This is a genomic window from Paenibacillus sp. FSL L8-0502 (assembly GCF_038593055.1).
Lineage (GTDB): Bacteria > Bacillota > Bacilli > Paenibacillales > Paenibacillaceae > Paenibacillus > Paenibacillus polymyxa_D.
The window spans coordinates 4,209,318-4,230,543 of the sequence record NZ_CP151958.1; the positions used below are offsets into that span (position 1 = coordinate 4,209,318).

The 21,226-nt window shown below is 47.6% G+C and carries 16 protein-coding genes and 1 riboswitch; of the genes, 4 read left to right on the top strand and 12 right to left on the bottom strand.

All coding sequences use genetic code 11. The annotated features are described in order from the left end of the window. Positions 1 to 6: 6 nt before the first annotated feature. Both NSQ57_RS18260 and gcvH read right to left on the bottom strand, forming a co-directional pair. Positions 7 to 1,485 (bottom strand): PTS mannitol transporter subunit IICB, encoded by a 1,479-nt coding sequence (locus NSQ57_RS18260; protein WP_340956525.1) that lies wholly within the window; start codon positions 1,483 to 1,485, stop codon positions 7 to 9. Positions 1,486 to 1,912: 427 nt separating this feature from the next. Further along, a complete protein-coding gene (gene gcvH, locus NSQ57_RS18265; RefSeq protein ID WP_069012484.1) occupies positions 1,913 to 2,305 on the bottom strand; it encodes a glycine cleavage system protein GcvH in 393 nt (130 codons plus the stop codon). A 300-nt stretch (positions 2,306 to 2,605) separates the two neighbouring features. Continuing rightward, a riboswitch (glycine riboswitch) is annotated at positions 2,606 to 2,797 on the top strand. Positions 2,798 to 2,973: 176 nt separating this feature from the next. Here gcvH and gcvT point away from each other — a divergent pair. The 3 genes from gcvT (at position 2,974) to gcvPB (ending at position 7,049) form a co-directional block, all read left to right on the top strand. Then, complete coding sequence (gene gcvT, locus NSQ57_RS18270) at positions 2,974 to 4,074, top strand: glycine cleavage system aminomethyltransferase GcvT (protein WP_340886200.1); 1,101 nt, start codon at positions 2,974 to 2,976, stop codon at positions 4,072 to 4,074. Between the two features lie 126 nt (positions 4,075 to 4,200). After that, positions 4,201 to 5,556 (top strand): aminomethyl-transferring glycine dehydrogenase subunit GcvPA, encoded by a 1,356-nt coding sequence (gene gcvPA, locus NSQ57_RS18275; RefSeq protein WP_342425132.1) that lies wholly within the window; start codon positions 4,201 to 4,203, stop codon positions 5,554 to 5,556. Next, a complete protein-coding gene (gene gcvPB, locus NSQ57_RS18280; RefSeq protein ID WP_342425133.1) occupies positions 5,553 to 7,049 on the top strand; it encodes an aminomethyl-transferring glycine dehydrogenase subunit GcvPB in 1,497 nt (498 codons plus the stop codon). Before gcvPA ends, gcvPB begins: the two co-directional genes overlap by 4 nt. A 118-nt stretch (positions 7,050 to 7,167) precedes the next feature. Here gcvPB and ptsP read toward each other — a convergent pair whose 3' ends face one another. The 10 genes from ptsP to NSQ57_RS18330 all read right to left on the bottom strand — a co-directional run bounded on the left by ptsP (position 7,168) and on the right by NSQ57_RS18330 (position 20,063). Continuing rightward, positions 7,168 to 8,880 (bottom strand): phosphoenolpyruvate--protein phosphotransferase, encoded by a 1,713-nt coding sequence (gene ptsP, locus NSQ57_RS18285; protein ID WP_029515702.1) that lies wholly within the window; start codon positions 8,878 to 8,880, stop codon positions 7,168 to 7,170. Continuing rightward, positions 8,873 to 9,148: an HPr family phosphocarrier protein gene (locus tag NSQ57_RS18290; RefSeq protein WP_013372579.1), complete on the bottom strand. Its 276-nt coding sequence runs from the start codon at positions 9,146 to 9,148 to the stop codon at positions 8,873 to 8,875. The genes ptsP and NSQ57_RS18290 overlap by 8 nt, the downstream gene beginning before the upstream one ends. Before the next feature lie 110 nt (positions 9,149 to 9,258). Continuing rightward, entirely contained in the window at positions 9,259 to 11,304 is a 2,046-nt protein-coding gene (ptsG, locus tag NSQ57_RS18295) for a glucose-specific PTS transporter subunit IIBC (RefSeq protein WP_029515703.1), read from the bottom strand. 238 nt (positions 11,305 to 11,542) lie between these two features. Beyond that, complete coding sequence (locus NSQ57_RS18300; RefSeq protein ID WP_029515704.1) at positions 11,543 to 12,418, bottom strand: PRD domain-containing protein; 876 nt, start codon at positions 12,416 to 12,418, stop codon at positions 11,543 to 11,545. A gap of 189 nt (positions 12,419 to 12,607) precedes the next feature. Next, positions 12,608 to 14,143: a flotillin family protein gene (locus NSQ57_RS18305; protein WP_134904679.1), complete on the bottom strand. Its 1,536-nt coding sequence runs from the start codon at positions 14,141 to 14,143 to the stop codon at positions 12,608 to 12,610. A 48-nt stretch (positions 14,144 to 14,191) separates the two neighbouring features. After that, a complete protein-coding gene (locus tag NSQ57_RS18310; protein ID WP_029515706.1) occupies positions 14,192 to 14,710 on the bottom strand; it encodes a membrane protease regulatory membrane protein in 519 nt (172 codons plus the stop codon). Between the two features lie 174 nt (positions 14,711 to 14,884). Then, positions 14,885 to 16,048: an iron-containing alcohol dehydrogenase gene (locus NSQ57_RS18315; RefSeq protein WP_069012479.1), complete on the bottom strand. Its 1,164-nt coding sequence runs from the start codon at positions 16,046 to 16,048 to the stop codon at positions 14,885 to 14,887. A 184-nt stretch (positions 16,049 to 16,232) separates the two neighbouring features. After that, the gene (locus tag NSQ57_RS18320; protein WP_029515708.1) at positions 16,233 to 17,876 is read right to left on the bottom strand and encodes a UDP-glucose--hexose-1-phosphate uridylyltransferase; all 1,644 of its coding nucleotides are present in this window, start codon (positions 17,874 to 17,876) and stop codon (positions 16,233 to 16,235) included. 17 nt (positions 17,877 to 17,893) lie between these two features. Continuing rightward, a complete protein-coding gene (galE, locus tag NSQ57_RS18325; protein ID WP_013311504.1) occupies positions 17,894 to 18,883 on the bottom strand; it encodes a UDP-glucose 4-epimerase GalE in 990 nt (329 codons plus the stop codon). Between the two features lies 1 nt (position 18,884). Next, the gene (locus NSQ57_RS18330) at positions 18,885 to 20,063 is read right to left on the bottom strand and encodes a galactokinase (RefSeq protein ID WP_342425134.1); all 1,179 of its coding nucleotides are present in this window, start codon (positions 20,061 to 20,063) and stop codon (positions 18,885 to 18,887) included. A gap of 219 nt (positions 20,064 to 20,282) precedes the next feature. Here NSQ57_RS18330 and NSQ57_RS18335 point away from each other — a divergent pair, with 219 nt between their 5' ends. Continuing rightward, on the top strand, positions 20,283 to 21,149 hold the full coding sequence (locus NSQ57_RS18335) for an AraC family transcriptional regulator (protein WP_069012478.1): 867 nt from the start codon (positions 20,283 to 20,285) through the stop codon (positions 21,147 to 21,149). Positions 21,150 to 21,226 lie beyond the last annotated feature (77 nt).

Here is a 21,226-nt window from a genome sequence, read left to right on the forward strand (position 1 = left end):
CGGGGATTAAGAATCGGATTTCAGACGTTCAACCAGCGCTTCGTATTCAGGACTCTTCAGAAAATTGTCAATGGAAATGTGTTCAGCATTCGGGACTACTGTTTTAGCCCGGTCTGTCAACGTTTTTTGCGTAATGACAATATCCGCATCCTGTGGAATTTCACTGATTGCCGTATTCGTAACTGTTACGCCTACGCCCGCCTGCTTCATTTTTTTGCGTAAAATCGAGGCACCCATCGCGCTTGAACCCATACCTGCATCACAGGAAAAGACAATCTTGTTCACTTCGGATTTATCCTTGAGCGTTCGATCTGCGACAATCTCGGCAGCACGATCAGATTCGTGGTTATCTTCCATTACAGTGGCGTTAGCACTGGCACTCTTGCTTTGATTTTTCATATCTTTCAGGCGAGATGCAGCTTCCTCCAGCCCCTCTTCTTGTTGCTTACCTGTCTTGAGTAACACTGCTGCAACAGCAAAGGATACGACCGCAGCAGCGATCACCCCGCTCAGCATTGGCAAATATCCACCTTTTGGCGTCATTAGAAAATAGGCGATGATACTACCCGGTGAAGGAGCAGCAACCAGTCCGGCACCTGTCAACATGAAACAGAAGGTTCCCACAACACCGCCAGCTATAGCTGCAAGAATCAGAATCGGCTTCATCAAAATATAAGGGAAATAAATTTCATGAATCCCGCCGAAAAAATGAATGATGACTGCGCCAGGAGCTGACGACTTCGCAGAGCCTTTGCCGAACAGACAGTAGGCCAGCAAAATACCAAGCCCCGGCCCAGGGTTGGATTCCAGCATGAACAGTACGGATTTGCCTGTTCTTGCAGCTTCCTCCAACGCAATCGGACTCAATACTCCGTGATTCAGCGCGTTGTTTAAAAATAATACTTTTCCGGGCTCAATAATGAGGTTGACAAGCGGCAATAGCCCCGCGTTCACGAGGAACTGTACCCCTGCCGACAACACTTGACTGATCATTTGTACAACCGGGCCGATCGCCACATGGGCAAGCAGTGCTAGAATGGCACCGATAATCCCGGCCGAAAAATTATTGACCAGCATTTCAAAGCCTGATCTGACTTTGCCTTCAATGGCCTTGTCGAACTTCTTCAATATCCACGCAGCCAGCGGACCAGCTACCATCGCGCCCAGGAACATCGGGATATCGGCTCCTACTATGACACCCATCGTCATGATGGCACCGATCACACCTCCACGCTGTCCGTGAATCATCGTGCCCCCTGTATAACCAATCAGCAGCGGCAACAAATAATTTTTCATCGGATCAACCAACTGTGCAAAACCTTCGTTCGGGAACCATCCGGTCGGAATAAAGAGTGCCGTAATCAACCCCCACGCAATAAAGGCTCCCATATTGGGCATAACCATACCGCTAAGAAAACGGCCAAAACGCTGTACGGCGACACGAGTGCCTCCTTTTGAACTTGGCTTTGCGTCCAATGTACTCATATTCAAATCCTCCTTGTAGGTAAGCATCACTACCTTTTCTTAAAATTCATACTAAATGACAGCGCTATCTTCATCAACGAAATGAAAACGTACTTTCGTCATGAACGTTGATGACAACATTTAAATTTAAATTATCCAGGAAGATATTATACCTGCATAATTCTTCTTAATATGACCTGTAGCTATAGAAATTAGTCGAAAAACCGCGCTGGATTATGTATGATTCCTATATGGGGACAACCCACTATATCAGAACAACACACGTAATTACGTTTTCATAAAAAAGACAAAAAAATAGCCGCTACGTCAAATCATAGCGACTATTTTATACAAAAATCGAGCAAACTAACGATGCTCTTATTCAATTAAAAATCAATATAAAATTCCGAATAACACGCTATTATTTCATGCTGCATTGCTCTATTTATTACTCCGAAATCAACTGCTCATACTGATCCGCCGACAGTAGTTTGCCCAATGATTCCTCCACATCTTTATCCATCTCTACTTCTACCATCCAACCTTTGTCATATGGAGATTCATTCACTAGCTCAGGTGTACCTTCCAGCGCTTCATTCACTTTTAATATGGTTCCCGTCACCGGAGCAAAAAGGTCGGATACCGTCTTCACCGATTCAATCGTACCGATCTCCGCTCCCTGCTCAATCGTTACTCCCGCCTCAGGTAATTCTACAAAAACAATATCACCCAGTTGGTGCTGTGCAAAGTCTGTAATACCAATCCGCACCGTTCCATTCTCTGTCCGCTGAACCCACTCATGTTCGTCTGTATACCAAAGTTGCTGCTTCACTTCACCCATTCTGTTCCCCTCACTTCCATATGAATAAAATCGCATTTGCTCACCTGTATTAGACAGGTTAAGATTATGACAATAAGAACACTCATGTCAATAATACTAACAAAAATACTTCATATTACCTCCTATAGCGCTCTATATAAAAATATAATAATTTATAACAAACGCTTACATATCCTTATTTATATATTAAATGTTTTTTCTATTGTTTTTGATGACATTTTTATTGACATTTTGAATGAATTTGCGTATTAATGGGTTATAGCAAATACTTTGAGAAACACCCGACAACTGCAAACGCGGATGAACGCAGAGGGAGAGACTGCCAAAAAGATTCGCATAGCTGTTGCCGCTTGTGAGACAGTTGTGCACGCGAATCGGATCAAGTTGTTATCTGCAAAGCCAGGTAATATACTGCTGATCCCGAAGGTAGCGCCGAAGGAGTAAGCCTGCATTGCAGGTGAATCTCTCAGGCAAAAGGACCTCTGCCGGACGCATCTCTGGAGAGCATTCGCTATTGGAGCGGATCACCCAAGAGGAAACCCGGTACATACCGGGGTAACTTTCTGGTATCAAGGACAGAGCTGAAAAAAGAGTATAGACTGCTGTCTATACGTTTTTTTCGGCCTGTCTTTTTTGTTTAGCCGATTACACCGGATAGGAGTGGAAACATGACTAATTTGCGAAAAACACCGCTATATTCATCCTACGGGACGCAGTCTGGGGTTCGTTGTATTGACTTTGGAGGCTGGGAGCTCCCCGTTCAGTTTAGCGGCATTCAAAAGGAGCATGAGGCCGTCCGGCAACGTGCGGGTTTATTCGATGTATCGCATATGGGTGAGTTTTTGGTTGAAGGCAAAGAGGCCGAAGCTTTTCTACAAAGGGTGACCACGAATGATGTCAGCCAGTTGGAACCAGGTCAGGCACAATATTCACTCCTGTGTTACCCCGATGGAGGTGTAGTAGACGACCTGCTTGTTTACTGCAAAGGACCGGAACGCTACATGCTCGTTGTGAACGCCTCCAACATTGATAAGGATTGGGATTGGTTACTTCGTCATGTGCCTGCATCCGTTCACATGGAGAATGTGTCTGATGCAATAGCATTGCTGGCATTGCAGGGACCGGAAGCAGCACGTATTGCCGCAGCCGTGGCAGATACGGATATTACGAATCTGGCATCTTTCCACTTTCATGAGAACGTGCCATTGTTCGGAGCAAAAGCACTCGTCTCACGAACCGGATATACGGGCGAAGACGGTTTTGAATTTTACGTACCTGCCGCGGAAGCACCCGCCGTATGGGAGGGTTTGCTTCGTTCCGGTGAGTCGTATGGGCTGATTCCCGCTGGACTTGGTGCTCGCGATACACTACGCTTTGAGGCTCGGTTGCCGCTATACGGACAGGAGTTATCTGCCACAATTTCACCACTCGAAGCCGGTCTGGGTTTCTTCGTCAAGCTGAATAAAGGAGATTTTATCGGTAGAGAAGCACTTCAGCGTCAAAAAGAACAAGGGGTTCCTCGTAAATTGATCGGGCTAGAAATGATGGACCGCGGTATCCCACGCGCCCATTATCCGGTATTCGCAGAAGGACAACACATCGGTGAGGTCACAACGGGGACTCAGTCGCCCTCCTTGAAGCGTAATCTGGGCCTCGCCTTGGTGGACAGTCGTTTTAGCGCCCTCTCCACACCACTGGAGGTTGAGATTCGTGGCAAACGCCTGCGTGCCGAGGTGGTGGCAGCCCCCTTTTATAAGCGCCCACGCTGATCTTAAACTCTCCTTATTTCTATAAAGCAAACATGTCAGATATGTATTTCCGGGTTTTCATCTCACACTTTTTTATTAGCTCATTTACGGATTTAAAATTTTGCTTTTCGAAAGGAGCCAGAACCTATGAAGCAGCATCGTTATCTCCCTATGACTGAACAGGATCAAACCGAAATGCTGCGTGTGGTCGGTGTATCATCCATTGATGATTTATTCAGTGACATTCCAGAGGCCATTCGATATCAAGGGGAACTCCCTCTTTCTTCTCGACTCGATGAGAAAGCCTTAACCCGTCACTTGACCGAGCTGGCCGGACACAATGCCAATACAGACACACATGCCAGCTTTCTTGGCGCAGGAATTTATGATCATCATATTCCGTCCGTCATCCAGCACATCACTTCACGCTCAGAATTCTACACTGCCTACACCCCCTATCAGCCGGAAGTAAGCCAAGGCGAGCTACAAGCCATTTTCGAGTTTCAATCGTATATTTGCGAATTGACGGGCATGGCTGTAGCTAATGCCAGCATGTACGACGGAGCGACTGCACTGGCGGAAGCGGGCTCACTGTCCGCCGCAGCTACCCGCCGTAAACAGCTTATCGTATCGAGGTCCGTCCATCCAGAGGCACGTCAGGTATTGGCAACCTATGCACGCGGATTGAATTTGGACATCGTGGAGATCGGCTGTTCGGACGGTGTAACGGATGCTGATGCGTTAGCGGCGGCCGTATCGGAACAGACCGCGGCTGTTTTGGTCCAAAGCCCCAACTTTTTCGGAGCCGTGGAAAATCTACAGCCGATGGCTGACCTCATCCATGCACACAAAGGTCTTTTGGTCGTCAGTGCCAACCCACTGGCACTTGGCTTGCTGGAGACACCCGGCAAACAGGGCGCGGATATTGTGGTAGGAGACGCGCAGCCACTTGGCATCTCCTCTTCTCTCGGCGGTCCGACCTGTGGATACTTTGCCGTTTCTCAGGCACATATGCGCCGTATCCCCGGCCGTATTGTGGGTCAGACCACTGATCGCAATGGTAAACGCGGCTTCGTGCTGACCTTGCAAGCGCGCGAACAGCATATCCGCCGCGAAAAGGCCACCTCTAACATTTGTTCCAATCAAGCGTTGCTAGCTTTATCTGCATCTGTGTACTTGTCCGTCATGGGGAGACAGGGCATCCAGGAAGTAGCCGAGCTGAATTTGCATAAAAGCCGCTATGCGTTAGAACAATTGCTGAGCTTGAAAGGCGTAACTGCCTCATTTCACGCACCGACCTTTAACGAGTTTGCCCTTAGGCTGCCTGAAGGTACGGATGTGAGCAAACTTCAGGACAATCTGTTAGCTGCTGGATTTATCGCAGGCTATGATTTGGGCCGGGACTATCCGGAACTTGCGGGTCACATGCTGATTGCCGTGACGGAGCAAAGAACCAAAGAAGAGATCGACCAATTTGTACACACCTTGGAGGGATTGCTATGACACACACCGGACCGGACCAGAAACAAGAGCTGTTGAAGGAACACGATCAAGCGCTCATTTTTGAATTGAGCCGTCCGGGTCGCATCGCTTATTCCCTTCCCGAGTGCGACGTTCCTCGTCGCCCGGTGGCAGAGCTTTTGCCGGATTATGCGCTGCGCAGCGAACCTGCGGCATTACCCGAGGTATACGAAGTAGATGTTATTCGCCATTATACCGCCCTGTCCCAGCGCAACTTCGGCGTCGACAACGGATTTTATCCGCTTGGCTCGTGTACGATGAAATACAATCCAAAAGTGAATGAGGATGTCGCCCGTTACGCAGGCTTCGCTAAAATTCATCCATATCAGCCGGAGAATAGCATCCAGGGGGCTATGGAGCTGCTGCATACGCTCCAAAACGATCTGGCTGCGTTGACCGGCATGGATGCCGTCACGCTCCAGCCCGCTGCTGGCGCCCATGGCGAATGGACCGGGCTGATGATGATTCGCTCGTACCACGAGGCACGTGGTGAGCGACGTACCAAGGTGCTCGTGCCGGATTCCTCGCACGGTACGAACCCCGCCAGTGCAACCGTCGCGGGCTTCGAAACAATCACCCTTCCCTCCACCCCTGAGGGGCTGGTGGATCTGGACGCGCTCCGCCAAGCGGTAGGCAACGACACCGCTGCGCTCATGCTGACCAATCCGAACACGCTGGGCTTGTTCGAGAAGCAAATTACTGACATTGCCGCGATCGTGCATGACGCAGGTGGTCTGCTCTACTATGACGGGGCAAACTCCAACGCCATCATGGGGATTACCCGCCCCGGGGACATGGGCTTCGATGTGGTGCATCTCAATTTGCACAAAACGATGAGTACTCCGCACGGTGGAGGCGGCCCTGGCGCTGGACCCGTCGGCGTAAAGCAGCGGCTGATACCCTATTTGCCCAAGCCGTTTGTCGTACGTGATCCGCAGGGTGTGTACCGCTGGGATCGGGAGCAGGGAGATTCTATTGGGCGGGTCAAAGCCTTTTACGGAAACTTCGGCATTCTCGTCCGAGCCTATGCCTATATCCGCAGCTACGGTCCTGATGGCTTGAAGCGAGTGTCCGAATGCGCTGTACTCAATGCCAATTATATGATGCATCGGCTCGCTCCACATTTTGATCTGCCCTACCCTGGACATTGCAAACACGAATTCGTGATGTCGGGGCGAGGCTTGAAAAAATTTGGAGTGCGCACGCTTGATGTAGCCAAACGGCTGCTTGATTTCGGCTACCATCCACCTACAATTTACTTTCCGCTGAATGTAGAGGAGTGCATCATGATCGAGCCCACGGAAACGGAAAGTAAGGAAACACTTGATGCTTTTGTCGACACTATGATTCATATTGCGCGGGAAGCAGAAGAGAACCCTGAGCTGGTGCTCAATGCACCATATACTACTCCAGTCACACGATTGGACGAAACTACCGCAGCCCGCAAACCTGTACTGAATTGCTCATGCAGTTAAAACAAATTCTACTTAAAGCATGCAAAAAAGCCGGTATCTAATTAGATACCGGCTGCTGTATGTACACAGCAATTTTTTGTTGGAAAAAGATATAACCTTTGAAATGTAATACCCTTCCTTAGCCTTCGATGCTTTGAACCAATTCAACAACCTGTTCTGCTGTTTGCATGTCCAGAGCTTTTGTAGCCAGTTTTTCCATGTCCGCACGGGACAACTTGGAAATTTGACTACGTGCTGGCAGAATGGAAGTGGCGCTCATACTGAACTCATCAAGTCCGAGACCCAGCAGCAACGGAATTGCTGTTGTATCTCCTGCCATTTCGCCACACATACCAACCCAACGTCCTTCACGGTGAGCAGCATCAATAACCATTTTCACCAGACGCAGAATGGATGGATTGTATGGTTGATACAGGTAAGAAACCCGCTCGTTCATGCGATCCGCTGCCATTGTGTATTGAATCAGATCGTTTGTACCGATACTGAAGAAATCTACTTCTTTTGCGAATTGGTCAGCCAATACCGCTGTAGAAGGAATTTCTACCATGATGCCCAGTTGAATTTCTTCGGATACGGATACACCCTCAGCTACCAACTTTTCCTTTTCTTCCAACAAAACAGCTTTAGCTTCACGGAATTCGTTCAGCGTAGCAATCATTGGGAACATGATGCGCAAGTTACCATGCACACTCGCACGCAACAAAGCACGCAATTGAGTGCGGAAAATATCCTGGCGATCCAGACACAGGCGAATAGCACGGAATCCGAGGAACGGATTCATTTCTTTCGGCAGGTCCAGATAAGGAAGTTCTTTGTCACCACCGATATCCAAAGTACGGACTACAACCGGTTTACCTTCCATTCTTTCCAGAACGGTTTTGTACGCTGTATACTGTACTTCTTCGGATGGAAGCTTATCGCGTCCCATGTACAAGAACTCCGTACGGTACAAGCCAACGCCTTCACCACCGTTGTCCAGGACACCAGCTACATCATTAGGCGTACCAATATTGGCTGCCAGTTCGACATGGACACCATCGACAGAAACCGTAGCTTCGCCGCGCAGCTTGCGCCACTCTTCGCGTTGCTTGTCGTATGCCACTTGTTTAGCACGGTATTCTGCAACAATCTCTTCGGTAGGGTTCACGAATACGTGACCATCCAAACCATCAACGATAATCAAATCGCCGCTTTTAGCTTGAGACAATATATTTTTCGTTCCCACAACTGCAGGAATTTCAAGTGAGCGAGCCATAATAGCCGAATGCGAAGTACGTCCGCCGATATTCGTTGCAAAACCTTTAACAAATTCACGGTTCAGCTGAGCTGTGTCGGAAGGTGTCAAATCTTCTGCAAGCACAATCGTTTCTTCGGCAATTTCTGCAGGACTAACAAAATGAACACCAAGCAGGTGATTCAGGATCCGCTTGGTTACATCACGCATGTCCGATGCGCGTTCTTGCAAATAGGCACTTTTCATGTTTTCAAACATGGAAATGAACTGTGTAGCTACTTCATTCAAAGCATAGTCAGCATTAAGCTGCTCGTCTCTGATTTTAGCTTTAACCGGATCGATCAATTCAGGGTCATTCAAAATGAGCAGGTGAGATGCAAAAATTTCTGCTTTTTTCTCTCCCAGTTCCTTAAGCGTTTTCTCCTTAATCGATTCCAATTCGGTTTGAGATTGTGCCAAAGCCGCATCCAATCTTGCGATTTCAGCTTCAACATCACCAACCGCGCGTCTCTCTACAGCGTAATTCGGATGCTCCAAGATAAACGCCCGGGCAATGGCTATGCCTGCCGAAGCGGCAATCCCAGAAATCTTAAGCATGAACTTCGCCCAGCCCTTCGTTGACGATTACATTTTCAAGAGCTTTCAGTGCTTCGGCAGCTTCAGCGCCTTCGCAGATAATGTTAATAGTATCGCCTTGTTCCAGACCCAGAGACAATACACCCAGAATGGATTTCAAAGTTACTTTTTTACCGTTAGCTTCGGCAAAAGATTCAGCACCGCTGAATTTGTTAGCTGTATTTACCAGCGCAGTTGCAGGACGTGCATGGATACCGTCTTCATCCGTAATTCTAAAAGTTGTTTGCATAATTTGTTCCTCCCACTTTCCTAAAGATAATATTTGTTTACACGCAGTATACCGAATAATTGATCAGACGGCCTAAGCCGCCTAATCAACTAATCCGAAACACATAGAGTTTATTTTATCGTAATTATACCATCTTCGCCAGCCTTCAATACTCCAGTTTTGTTTAAAGTTACCGAAGAACCTTCAGGAAGGTTAGTAAAAATGACAGGTGAGATGATGGATTTAGCGTTTGCCTTCACGTATTCCAGGTCTACTTTCATAATAGGCTGGCCAGCTGACACAAGATCGCCTTCGTTCACCAAAACGTCAAATCCTTGACCTTTAAGCTTCACTGTATTCACCCCGATATGAACAAGCACTTCTTTACCGCCATCGGATTGGATACCAACCGCATGCTTGCTCGGGAATACATTGAATACTTTGCCGTAAACAGGGGACACAATCGTTCCATCATTTGGCACGACCGCAAAGCCGTCACCTGTCATACGTTCTGCAAATACCGGATCGGGAACCGTCGAGATATCAACCAATTCGCCGTTAACAGGCATTACAATATCTTCTACAATAATGGTTTGTTGTTCTTCTCCAGCTTCCTTCTCCTCTTGTGGAGCAGGTTGCGCCGGAGCTGGTGCAGGTGTACGTCCAGCCATGATATCAGCCATTTGAGATTTAATGGTGTCGGAACGTGTACCGAAAATTGCCTGTACATTGTTACCGACTTCAAGGACACCCGATGCGCCAAGTTGTTTCAGACGAGCTTTGTCAACGTTTGATTTCTCATTAACCTCGATCCGAAGACGTGTGATACAAGCATCCAGATGCTTGATATTCGATGAACCGCCGAAAGCTGCCAAAATGTTGTGTGGGAGCTCATCACTACTACCAGTTGCTGCGCCATCCACATTTTCTGTGGCTTCTTCACGCCCTGGTGTTTTCAAGTTGAATTTCCGTATGATGAATCGGAATCCGAAGTAATAAATAACTGCCAAAATCAGACCGACGATGATTACATACCACCAAGGCGTACGGGTTGGAATAATCCCGAAAATCAGGAAGTCAATAAATCCGCCTGAGAAGGTCATACCGATTTTGACATGTAAAATTTGCATGGTCATAAATGACAGACCTGCGAATATACAGTGTACTGCAAACAGCAGTGGAGCTACGAACAGGAAGGAAAATTCCAGTGGCTCCGTAATACCTGTCAAGAACGAAGTCAATGCTGCTGAACCCATAATACCTGCTACATATTTTTTGTGTTCTGGTCTTGCTTCATGGTACATCGCAAGCGCTGCTGCTGGCAAACCGAACATCATGAATGGGAATTTACCCACTTGGAACGTACTTGCTGTCAAAGCCACTCCGTCGCGAAGCTGGCTGAAGAAGATCTGCTGGTCACCGTGAACGGTTTGACCTGCTTTGTTAACATATTCACCAAACTCAAACCAGAACGGTGAATACCAAATGTGATGCAAACCAAATGGAATCAGCGCGCGTTCGATAACCCCGAACAGGAACGCCGACAAAGTCGGGTTGGAATACACCATAAAGTGAGATACTGCGTTAAGTCCTTGTTGAACTGGAGGCCAGATCAGAACCAGTGCTAGTCCGACAATAAGTGAGGATACCGCCGTTGCAATTGGAACGAAACGCTTACCCGCGAAAAAGCCCAGATACGAAGGAAGCTCAATTTTGAAAAAGCGGTTGTACATGGCTGCGGCCAGTATACCGATGATTATCCCGCCGAACACCCCGGTTTGAAGCGTTGGAATTCCCAACACGTTCGCATAACCCGGTATTTTTTGAGCAATCAGACCAGGTGTGACACCCACGGCTGTACCCAGAGTAATGTTCATAACGAGGTAACCGATGATGGCAGCCAAACCTGCTACACCTTCACCGCCCGCCAGACCGACGGCTACGCCGACTGCGAACAACAGTGCCAGATTATCAAAAACGATTTGTCCGGCATTCATCATGATCGTCGCAACCGATTGAACCCAGCCCGCATTTAATGCCGGAATGTACTGGAGAAAATCAGGATTGACCAGCATGTTACCGATACCCAATAAAAGCCCCGCAGCTGGCAAAATCGCTACAGGAAGCATTAATGCTTTACCGACACGCTGTAAAACGCCGAAAAGCTTTTTAAACATACCTTCCACATCCTTCTCTGAAATTTAGAACAGAGGCAAAACAACAAAAAAGGCATGAGCCGATTTAAGTATGTTTGAAAACAACCTTGGGATATAGCTTACCCCAGTAGGCTGTAAACAATCATAACTTAAAGCAACTCATGCCTGATCGAATCAGTAACACGTTAAATGTTCAGTTGTTGTCTTCCTCATTGCAGAATTGATTATAGCACCCCGCTAAATGCGAGGCAATACTTTTTTATTCCGGTTTTATCACTTTTTGTTGCTCCCCCTGCTCTTTGCGTTGGGACAACCGCTGCAGATGCATTGTCAAATAACTAACCTCAGCCGGATAAACAGGTTTACGTAGCCTTTTTTCCATAATCTTCGTCAGTTTCCAGGACAGCATATACATTTCTGGATATTCTTCATTCAAAAGCTTGTCCAATCGATAAATTTCCTGCACAATCTCTCCCCGGCGCACACGTTCAATCGCAAACCTCAGATGAGTCAGCAGTCGAGAATAATCAAGGGATTGGAGAGGAATTCGATAATCCAGTGTCGTCTCGACAACCTGAACCATATCAGCAATCAGACGAGAATCCTTCCTAACCTCGGAAATATGCTGGTTTGTCATGGCGCTATAAATATGCAGGGCCACGAATCCGATTTCATCTTCTCCCAGATCTACATTCATCTTATCCCTGATTAAAGCAACAGCCTGCTCAGCCATCTTGTATTCCTGAGGATATATTTCCCTAGTCTCATACAAAAACGGATTATGAATCGTAATTCCCTGTTTATGACGGTTGATGGAAAAAGCGATATGGTCAGTTAAAGCAATCAGAATGTGCTCATTTAGAGGCTTCTTTGCTTGAAGCTGAACAAGATGAAGCACCTCACCGATGACCTCGATGAGCTTTTCATCCAGCTCAGGAAGCAACCGTTTGTATTGCTCCTGTTCTTCATGGCTTTTTAATATAAATAATTTTTCAACTGAATCCAACGGCATAAGATCGCCGGGTCTGCGATTGAAACCGATTCCTTTTCCAATCACGACAACCTCATCATGCTCGGGGTGCATTCCTATAATCACATTGTTATTCAGCGCTTTGGCCACTTTTAGGCTGCTCACATCCGCACCTCTTTTATCAGAACCTTGATCCTAAGAATTATAGCATGAAGCTCAGAGGAATCCACGTTAAAGTACCAAATATTCGGCTAAAGGTCAATAAAAAGAAAACGCTTTTCATCACATTGCCGGAAAATGCTGTGATGAAAAGCGGTCTTTTGGTTAGGGATAGAAGCTCCCAAAGACTTATCGTTATTCTTTATCTGTTAGTGCTGCCTCCACCGAGGCTGGAAGAGGCTGCTTGTTCGCTTCACCGGAGGACGGCACGGAATGAAGGCCTTTTTTCCCAGTGGTCAGCCCCTTGATTAACTGCTCCACATCAATACCAGATACACTTTTCAGCATCTCGGGCGCCGTAGCCATCAATTCGGTGACATAATTGCTGACACGCGCTGCTCCTTCTCCTTTTCCCGTATCAACTACGGTGAGTTTATCAATGGACGCAATTGGTTCGGCAATACGTCCAGCCAGATCAGGCAGCATTTTCACGATAATGTCGAGCACGGCAGCCTCTCCAAACTTCTGGAACGCCTCCGCCAGTTTTTCCTTGGCCTCCGCTTCTGCAAGTCCACGCAAACGGATGACATCTGCGTCTGCCGTACCTTTGGCGCGTTCTGCATCTGCTTCTGCTTGCCCGTTTAGACGCTTTTGTTCAGCTGACGCTTTAGCCTGGGTCTCAATCGAGTATTGCAGGGATTCGGCCTCACGCATTTTACGCGATTTATCTGCTTCCGCCGCCTGCTCGACCGCATACCGATCGGCTTCGGCCTTCTTTTTCACTTCCGCATCATATTGCTTTTCACGTACCTGTATTTCCTTGGTTTGAAGATCAATTTCCCGTTCCTTGCGCACCAGCTCGACCTTCATCTGCTCCTCGACGGCAGTCTGCTTGGCACGGGCCTCCTGGATGTGATAAGCCTGATCGGCTTCTGCCTTCGCTGTATCCTGTTCTTTTTTAAACGAAGCCACTTTCAGTTCTTTCTCTTTGGCTGCCTCGGCAATGTTGGTATCTCGCAGCAGTTCGGCCTTCTGGCCTTCCTGTTCCGCACGCGCCTTCTGAATCCGGGCATCCCGCACAGCTTCGGCTTCCGCAATCTCAGCATCCCGTTTCACAGCGGCAATTCTCGGCTTACCAAGCGCATCCAGATATCCGTGCTTATCACGCACATCTTTGATGGTGAAGGAAACGATTTGCAAGCCCATCTTTTTCAGATCACGAGCAGCCACGCCCTGTACTTCCTGCGCAAACCGATCCCGATTACGATATACTTCCTCCACTGTCATCGAGCCGAGGATTGCGCGTAAATGCCCTTCCAGCACTTCCTGAGCCTCTCCCCTAAGAGCCTCCAGTGGCTTCCCGATGAACTGCTCGGCTGCTGTAGCCACATCTTCAATAGAACTGCCGACCTTGATGATCGCCACACCATCCGCAATCACGGGAACTCCTTGCTCCGTATACACTTCCGGTGTGGTTACGTCCAGTTTATGGGACAACAGAGAGATGAATTCGGACTGCTGGAAAATAGGCCAAATGAAGGCCCCCCCGCCGCGTACAATTTTAATTTTACGTCCAGAGTCATCCTCGGAAATATTTTTATTTCCCAGAAAAGAACCCGTCACGATCATCCCTTCATCCGGCCCTACCGTTTTGTAGCGGGCCCAAAAAGCGATCCCTAATATGACGATAACGATAACAACAATCCCAGGGACCAGCACAATATCTTGCAAATTTGACACTCCCGATCACGCTCCCTTCAAGTTAAGCGATTGCGCCGTCTAGGTGTCCAGGTACGCTACGCGGACGACGCCCTCTGCGACCTCAACCACGACGATACGGGTTCCCGCAGCAAGCGGTTTGTGATCAAAGCTCGATGCTGTATGTATGGTGTTGCCTGCACCCAAGCGGATCATAACCTCCCCGTAACCAACCTCAGGAACAGGAATGGTGACCTCACCAATCCGGCCAGTCAGCTCACGCATGGAGAAGCCGCTGGATACCTCCGAATTCGCCATGGGTTTGATAAACGCAAAGAACACGAGTATTCCGATGACAAACGAAATCCCTAAAGCAAGCACGACGACCCATCCCGTGCTCAGCCCGGTATACTTTGTCAGCAGTACTCCAGCTCCGCCAAAAGCGGTCATGGCTCCAAGTAAAACGACAGGTCTGAACCAATCAAGGCCCGGCAGCTCCAATGCACCATCCAGCCAACTACCGAGTACATCCCCGATCAGCACACTGACCACGGTAAAGATAGCGCCCCCTGCCAATAGCCACCAAAATATGGTTTCCATGCGACTCCTCCTTCCATGTACCTTTTCAGTCTGGTTTCCAGTCTATAACTATGTTTACGTATTCAACCTAAAAAAGTTTCAAAATTTTCCTCCAATATCCCAAATCAAACCCAAAAAAGCACGTTCGTACGTCTAATGACGCACAAACGTGCTTTAAATGATACAAATGTCGTTTTACAGGGATGCTTTGTAAATTTCGACTACATCTTCGCGATTGAGCTTGTTAAAGCCACCAAAAGATCCGAATTTCACAGCTTTATCAGCCATAACATCGATTTTGGACGCATCAATCTCGTAATCAGCCAGACGGCTTGGTGCACCAATCGAGTTCCAGAAATCACGCAACGCCTGAATACCTTCCAGCGCCACTTCCTCATCACTCTTGCCTTCTGGGTTTACATGGAACACATTGACAGCCAGTTGTTTGAAGCGTTCAGGCTTCACATGCAGATTGTGTTTCATCCAGTTCGGGAACAGAATAGCCAGTCCTCCACCATGTGGAATATCATAAACAGCAGACACCGCATGCTCGATATTGTGAGTAGCCCAGTCACCTGTCAGCCCCATGTTCAGGAAGCCGTTCAGCGCCATCGTACCACAATACATAATTGTTTCACGCAGCTCGTAGTTTTCCAGATCGTTGACCAGACCTGGAGCCGCGTCCATTACCGTACGCAAAATCGTTTCGCACCAGCCAAGTTGGACCGGAGTATTGGATTCCAGATGGAAATAATGCTCCAGCGTGTGTGACATCATATCTACGATTCCGTAAACCGTTTGATTTTGCGGCAGTGAGTATGTGTTCACTGGATCAAGAATAGAAAACGCAGGGAACGCAAATACGCTGCCCCAGCCCAATTTTTCCTGTGTTTTTTCATTTGTAATAACAGAACCCGCATTCATTTCAGAACCAGTGGCTGCCATAGTTAAAACCGTACCTAATGGCAATGCTGCCTGTGGTGCCGCTTTACGCTCTGCAAAATCCCACATGTCGCCATCATATTTTGCACCAACAGCAATGGCTTTGGAACAATCCAGCACACTACCGCCTCCTACAGCCAGAACGAGGTCGATTTGATGTGTTTTACACAATTCCACGCCTTTATGTACTGTAGATAAGCGAGGATTCGGTTCCACACCAGCCAGTTCCGTTACCTCTGCACCGATTTCACCAAGCAAACCTATTACATTATCATACAAGCCGCTGCGCTTAATGCTGCCGCCGCCATATACAAGCAATACACGTTTACCATATTTAGGAACTTCACGCTTGAGAGCCTCCAATTGTCCTTTACCGAAGATCAATTGTGTAGGATTATAAAATTCGAATGCTTTCATCGCAAACGCTCGCCTCCAATAGTTCTAAAGTTTAATATTAAGAAACTACTCTATTATAACCTTTTCGGTTACAGGAAACAAATCTGCTTTGTTTTCAGAAAAAAACCACACTCCTTGAGGAGCATGGTTCCATGTCATATCTTGGGAGGGTTCTCGTAGTATAGTATGTGCTTCGCAAGCAATTTTATTCTCCCAAAGTATATCCCAATTGTTTCATAAAACGACCAAAGGCCTGCTGTCCGGACGGATTCCGTTTATATACTCCTGCATGCTCTAAAATTTCACTGAATTTCAGTCCAACCTCATTTTGTATGGTACGAACAGCCGTCTCCTTGTCAGGCAAACGACCGAACCGAGTGTTTAACTGGTAAATCCAGTCTGCATGCTTAAACAGCGGATGTCCTTCTTGCTGTACAGCCACAGCCAGTTTGTCATCCCCACACAAAATATCTGCAATTCCATCCAGTTCATCCTTGAGCCGCCCCGGTAATATGGCAAGTCCCATAACTTCGATCAGACCGATATTTTCCTTCTTGATGTGATGCATCTCGCGGTGAGGATGAAAAATACCTTCCGGGTACTCTTCACTCGTTCGGTTGTTGCGCAGTACGAGATCCATCTGATACCTGCCTTCGGAATCACGGCGCACAATCGGCGTCACAGTATTATGCGGAATCGTTTCCCCCTCTTGCTCTGTATGAGAGAGGACATCAGCTACAGGATCACTATAAGCTTTCCAGGCTTCAAAAGCAGCATTTCCCGCTTCCAACAGCGCCTCGGCATCTGTTGACGTAAAACGGATGACCGACATCGGCCAATTTACAATCCCTGCTGTAACCTGCGGGAACGCTTCATTATGGTATACGCCGTCCACACCCGCTTTTTCAATTGGGAATGTATGACGACCACCCTGAAAATGATCATGGGTCAGAATCGATCCGCCGACAATCGGCAGATCCGCATTGGAGCCAATAAAATAATGCGGAAACGCTTTCGTAAAGGCCAGTAATCGGCGCAGTGTATCCTTCGTGAGCTTCATCGGTACATGATTATGATGGAACACGATGCAATGCTCGTTGTAATACACATAGGGTGAATATTGAAAAAACCACGGTTCCCCATTCAATTCCACCGGAATGATACGCAAATTTTGACGGGACGGATGATTTACTCTTCCTGCATATCCAACGTTTTCACGGCATAATTGACACTTGGGATAAACAGGCGGCGGCAAAAGCTTCGCCATCGCAATTTCCTTGGGACTTTTTTCTGGCTTGGACAAATTAATCGTAATTTCCATATCTCCGTAAGATGTCGACTGATTCCAGTACACATTGCTGGCAACCCGATCCATTCGGATGTAGTTCGAATCGATAGATAATTGATAAAAAGCATCAGTCGCCGCCTCTATGCCACGTTCAGCCTCCGTTTGATGAAAGTCACGGATGACTTCAGATGGTCTCGCCATCAGTAGTCCCATAATTTTGGAATCCAGCAAATCACGATACGTATCTGTGTTTTCGGGGATAAGGCCTATGGCAAAACCATAATCTATCAATACATTAAGCACAGGCTGGAGGGCTTCAGGGGCCATAATGCCCCCTACATCCCTACCTGAATAAGGCTCGGAAAAACCAAACTGATCCAATAACAAATTACGGCTGTAATCTGTGTCTTGCGGACCGACCAAGCCCTTATTTTGTGCGAATGCAACCAGTTGCTCCACCGCATATAGAGCCGACTGCTGTACAGTTTCGTCGATGTCATGGGCCAGATGCCGGGAATGTTCCCGGCCTTGGCCTTTATCTGCAGATTGGCGCTCGCTCATATGTCATCGTCTCCCGTCTATTCGTCGCCGTAGCCGTGAGGGTGCGACTGATGCCATCCCCATGCTCCGCTAATAATATCCTCCAGTTGGGTACGCGCTGGACTCCAGCCCAACACCGAACGAGCCTTGTCAGAAGATGCAACCAATATCGCTGGATCGCCTGCGCGGCGAGGTTCTGTCACAACTGGAATCTCGAGCCCGGTGACCTTGCGTGCTGTCTCAATTACTTCTTTCACAGAGAAGCCCTGTCCGTTGCCCAGATTGAACACGTTGCTGTCATTGCCTTCGCGCAAATAATTTACTGCACGCACATGAGCATCCGCCAGATCACTTACGTGAATGTAATCCCGAACACATGTGCCGTCAGGTGTCGCATAGTCCTCACCAAACACAGCGATGTGTGGACGCTGTTTCAAGGCTGTCTGGAGCACCAATGGGATCAGATGACTTTCTGGTCGGTGATCTTCGCCGATCTTGCCGCTCTCATGCGCACCAGCCGCATTAAAATACCGTAAAGACACATATTTGATGCCTAAAACTTTATCAAACCACGACATCATGCGCTCCATCATCAGCTTTGTTTCACCATACACGTTGGTTGGCTCTGTACGGTCACCCTCTTCAATCGGCACCTTTTCCGGTTCGCCGTAGGTAGCCGCAGTAGAGGAAAATACAATTCGGCGCACTCCGGCATCTTTCATCGCCTCCAACAAGCTCAGCGTGCCAAATACATTGTTGTCGTAATATTTACCAGGATTTTGCATACTTTCTCCAACCAGCGAGTTGGCTGCAAAATGGATAACTGCATCGATACTATTTTCAGAGAACAGTTTGGACAGTAATTCTTTATCCCTCAAATCCCCTTCATACAACTTGCCCCCAAGCAACGCTGCTTTGTGCCCGGTTTGCAAATTATCCAGCACCACAACTTCTTCTCCCAGATCCAACAATTCTGCTACGGTATGTGAACCGATATATCCAGCTCCACCTGTTACTAAAATGGCCATGTTATTCGTCCTCCTTCAGTTCTTTAACTCCGTCTCCTGCCTTGCATACATAAAAGCTGGCTTCCAGCCCTGTGCGGGTCTGATAAGCTTCGCCGACTTCCTTCACAAAACGTTCAACATCGTCCTCATGAACCAACGAAACCGTACACCCTCCAAATCCAGCTCCCGTCATACGAGCACCCAACGTACCAGGAATGCGTCGGGCTTCTTCAACCATGACGTCCAGCTCCGTGCAGCTGACCTCATACAAATCGCGTAATGAATCATGAGAAGCATTCATTAACTGACCAAAAGCTGCAAGTTCATTCGCCGCGAGAGCATCGACAGAGGCCAATACACGAGCGTTTTCCTCCACCACATGCTGTGCCCGCCGACGCACTGTTTCGTCCGTGATGTGGTGCTGAATCTCTCCGAAACGCGTCTCATCCAGCTGAGCGAGGTATTCCAGTGACGGCTCCTGCTGCTGCAAAATGGACAGTGCTTCGGCACATTGGCTACGACGCTCGTTATAGGCCGAGTCCACCAAACCGCGACGCTTATTTGTATTGCCGATCACCAACTTATAATCTCCCGTACGGAATGGAACTTTGCGGTAATCCAACGTATCGCACATCAGTAGAATTGCATGATCAGCTGCTCCGTTCGCTACAGCGAACTGGTCCATAATGCCGCAATTGACACCAACGTAATTGTTTTCTGCTCGCTGGGACAACAAAGCGATTTCGACCGTATCTGTTTTCTGTTTTTCAATAGTGAGGAACGCGTATCCTGTAACAACCTCAATGGAGGCTGAAGAGGATAATCCAGCACCGTTCGGTATTTCTCCGTGATAGAGCAGGTCATATCCCTTAGACGGATAAACTCCCTTATCAGCTAGCTCTACCAACACGCCCACCGGATAGTCCACCCACTCATCCGTTTTGTTTTTACCTATTTCTCCGCGGGAGATAGATACTTCATACGACAGGTTTGTCGAAGCAAAATGAATCTCATCATCATTACGCGCACGAAGGATCAGCGTCGTTCCAAATTCCAGCGCAGCCGGGAGTACATAACCACCATTATAGTCGATATGCTCTCCAATCAGATTGACACGTCCAGGTGCATGAAATATCCGCAGTTCATTGCTGCTTCCACCATATTTTTTAATAAAATGTTTCTTTAATTCAGTAGAGTTCATATCCGCATCCACCTCGTATACCGTTAGTAAAGGCCACCTGATTTCCCTGTAACATCTTAATCAGGTTGACATCTCTTATGATTTCAGTATAAATGAAAGCGTCACACAATGTAATGCATCCATGTGTTTAAGCTATGGATAAATGTGACTTGGATATGTACAATGTAAGTATACCGCATACGCTAAACTATTCACAAATGCAGGAAGGATGACCCTATTTTGCAAACGCATTCATATAGTTATGCTGTCGCCTCTAATCCAGTGTTTTATGAAAATAGCCCACTGCATGTGCTTTTTGCAGGAGAGAGCCAAACCAAATCCGGTCATGCCGTAGGGCCGAAAATCTATGATTACTATCTGCTCCACTTTGTAGAATCGGGCAAAGGCATCTTCCGAACGGAACAGCACACATATCAGCTTGAAGTAAACGATTTTTTCCTTATCCATCCTGGTCAGCTGGTGAGCTATACCTCTGATGAAGAGGAACCGTGGCGTTATCGTTGGTCTGCGTTTACTGGACACCATACTGAGCAGGTGGTGCAGGAGGCAGGGTTGCGTGTTCACCAGCCTGTCTTCCATGCTTCCGATCAAAGTCCAATCCCCGGTTATTTGAAGCAAATGCAATTGGCCTTTTATAGCAGAAAATCTAGTTCTCATTTATCAGCCTTGGGCTATTTGTATCTGATTATGGGGGAAGCAGGCAATTACCTGAGCGACTGGACTGATCCGTCCGGGGCGGATTCACAAATTCAACGTACAGTCAAGCAGATGGTGCAATATATGTCCACTCAGTACGCACATCCCGTTTCCATTGAGCAAATGTCTGAAGGACTTGGTTATAACCGTGCGTATTTGTCACGGATATTCAAAAAGGAAACGGGCATCTCCCCCGTCACCTATCTGCTTAAGCTAAGAATTGACAAATCACGTCAACTGCTGCGTGAGCGTCCTGAACTATCGGTAGAGCAAGTGGCCGCTTCGGTCGGACTAACTGATGCCTTATATTTCTCACGTCAATTCAAGCGCTTCTGTGGTCAGTCTCCAACCGAGTACCGAAGCAAGGTTAAGCAGTATCCACAGTCGTAAAACAGACTTAAACAGCCCGCATCCTTTAAACGGATACGGGCTGTTAATTTATATTGTATAAGAGAACACGAAATTAG

What these genes read in the sequence shown, in the direction of transcription:
- NSQ57_RS18315 (WP_069012479.1), bottom strand. Translation starts at nt 16,048, where the DNA reads ATGAAAGCATTCGAATTTTATAATCCTACACAATTGATCTTCGGTAAA.
- ptsG (WP_029515703.1), bottom strand. Translation starts at nt 11,304, where the DNA reads ATGTTTAAAAAGCTTTTCGGCGTTTTACAGCGTGTCGGTAAAGCATTA.
- NSQ57_RS18310 (WP_029515706.1), bottom strand. Translation starts at nt 14,710, where the DNA reads ATGGAAACCATATTTTGGTGGCTATTGGCAGGGGGCGCTATCTTTACC.
- gcvPB (WP_342425133.1), top strand. Translation starts at nt 5,553, where the DNA reads ATGACACACACCGGACCGGACCAGAAACAAGAGCTGTTGAAGGAACAC.
- galE (WP_013311504.1), bottom strand. Translation starts at nt 18,883, where the DNA reads ATGGCCATTTTAGTAACAGGTGGAGCTGGATATATCGGTTCACATACC.
- NSQ57_RS18290 (WP_013372579.1), bottom strand. Translation starts at nt 9,148, where the DNA reads ATGCAAACAACTTTTAGAATTACGGATGAAGACGGTATCCATGCACGT.
- gcvT (WP_340886200.1), top strand. Translation starts at nt 2,974, where the DNA reads ATGACTAATTTGCGAAAAACACCGCTATATTCATCCTACGGGACGCAG.
- gcvH (WP_069012484.1), bottom strand. Translation starts at nt 2,305, where the DNA reads ATGGGTGAAGTGAAGCAGCAACTTTGGTATACAGACGAACATGAGTGG.
- NSQ57_RS18320 (WP_029515708.1), bottom strand. Translation starts at nt 17,876, where the DNA reads ATGAGCGAGCGCCAATCTGCAGATAAAGGCCAAGGCCGGGAACATTCC.
- ptsP (WP_029515702.1), bottom strand. Translation starts at nt 8,880, where the DNA reads ATGCTTAAGATTTCTGGGATTGCCGCTTCGGCAGGCATAGCCATTGCC.
- gcvPA (WP_342425132.1), top strand. Translation starts at nt 4,201, where the DNA reads ATGAAGCAGCATCGTTATCTCCCTATGACTGAACAGGATCAAACCGAA.
- NSQ57_RS18260 (WP_340956525.1), bottom strand. Translation starts at nt 1,485, where the DNA reads ATGAGTACATTGGACGCAAAGCCAAGTTCAAAAGGAGGCACTCGTGTC.
- NSQ57_RS18330 (WP_342425134.1), bottom strand. Translation starts at nt 20,063, where the DNA reads ATGAACTCTACTGAATTAAAGAAACATTTTATTAAAAAATATGGTGGA.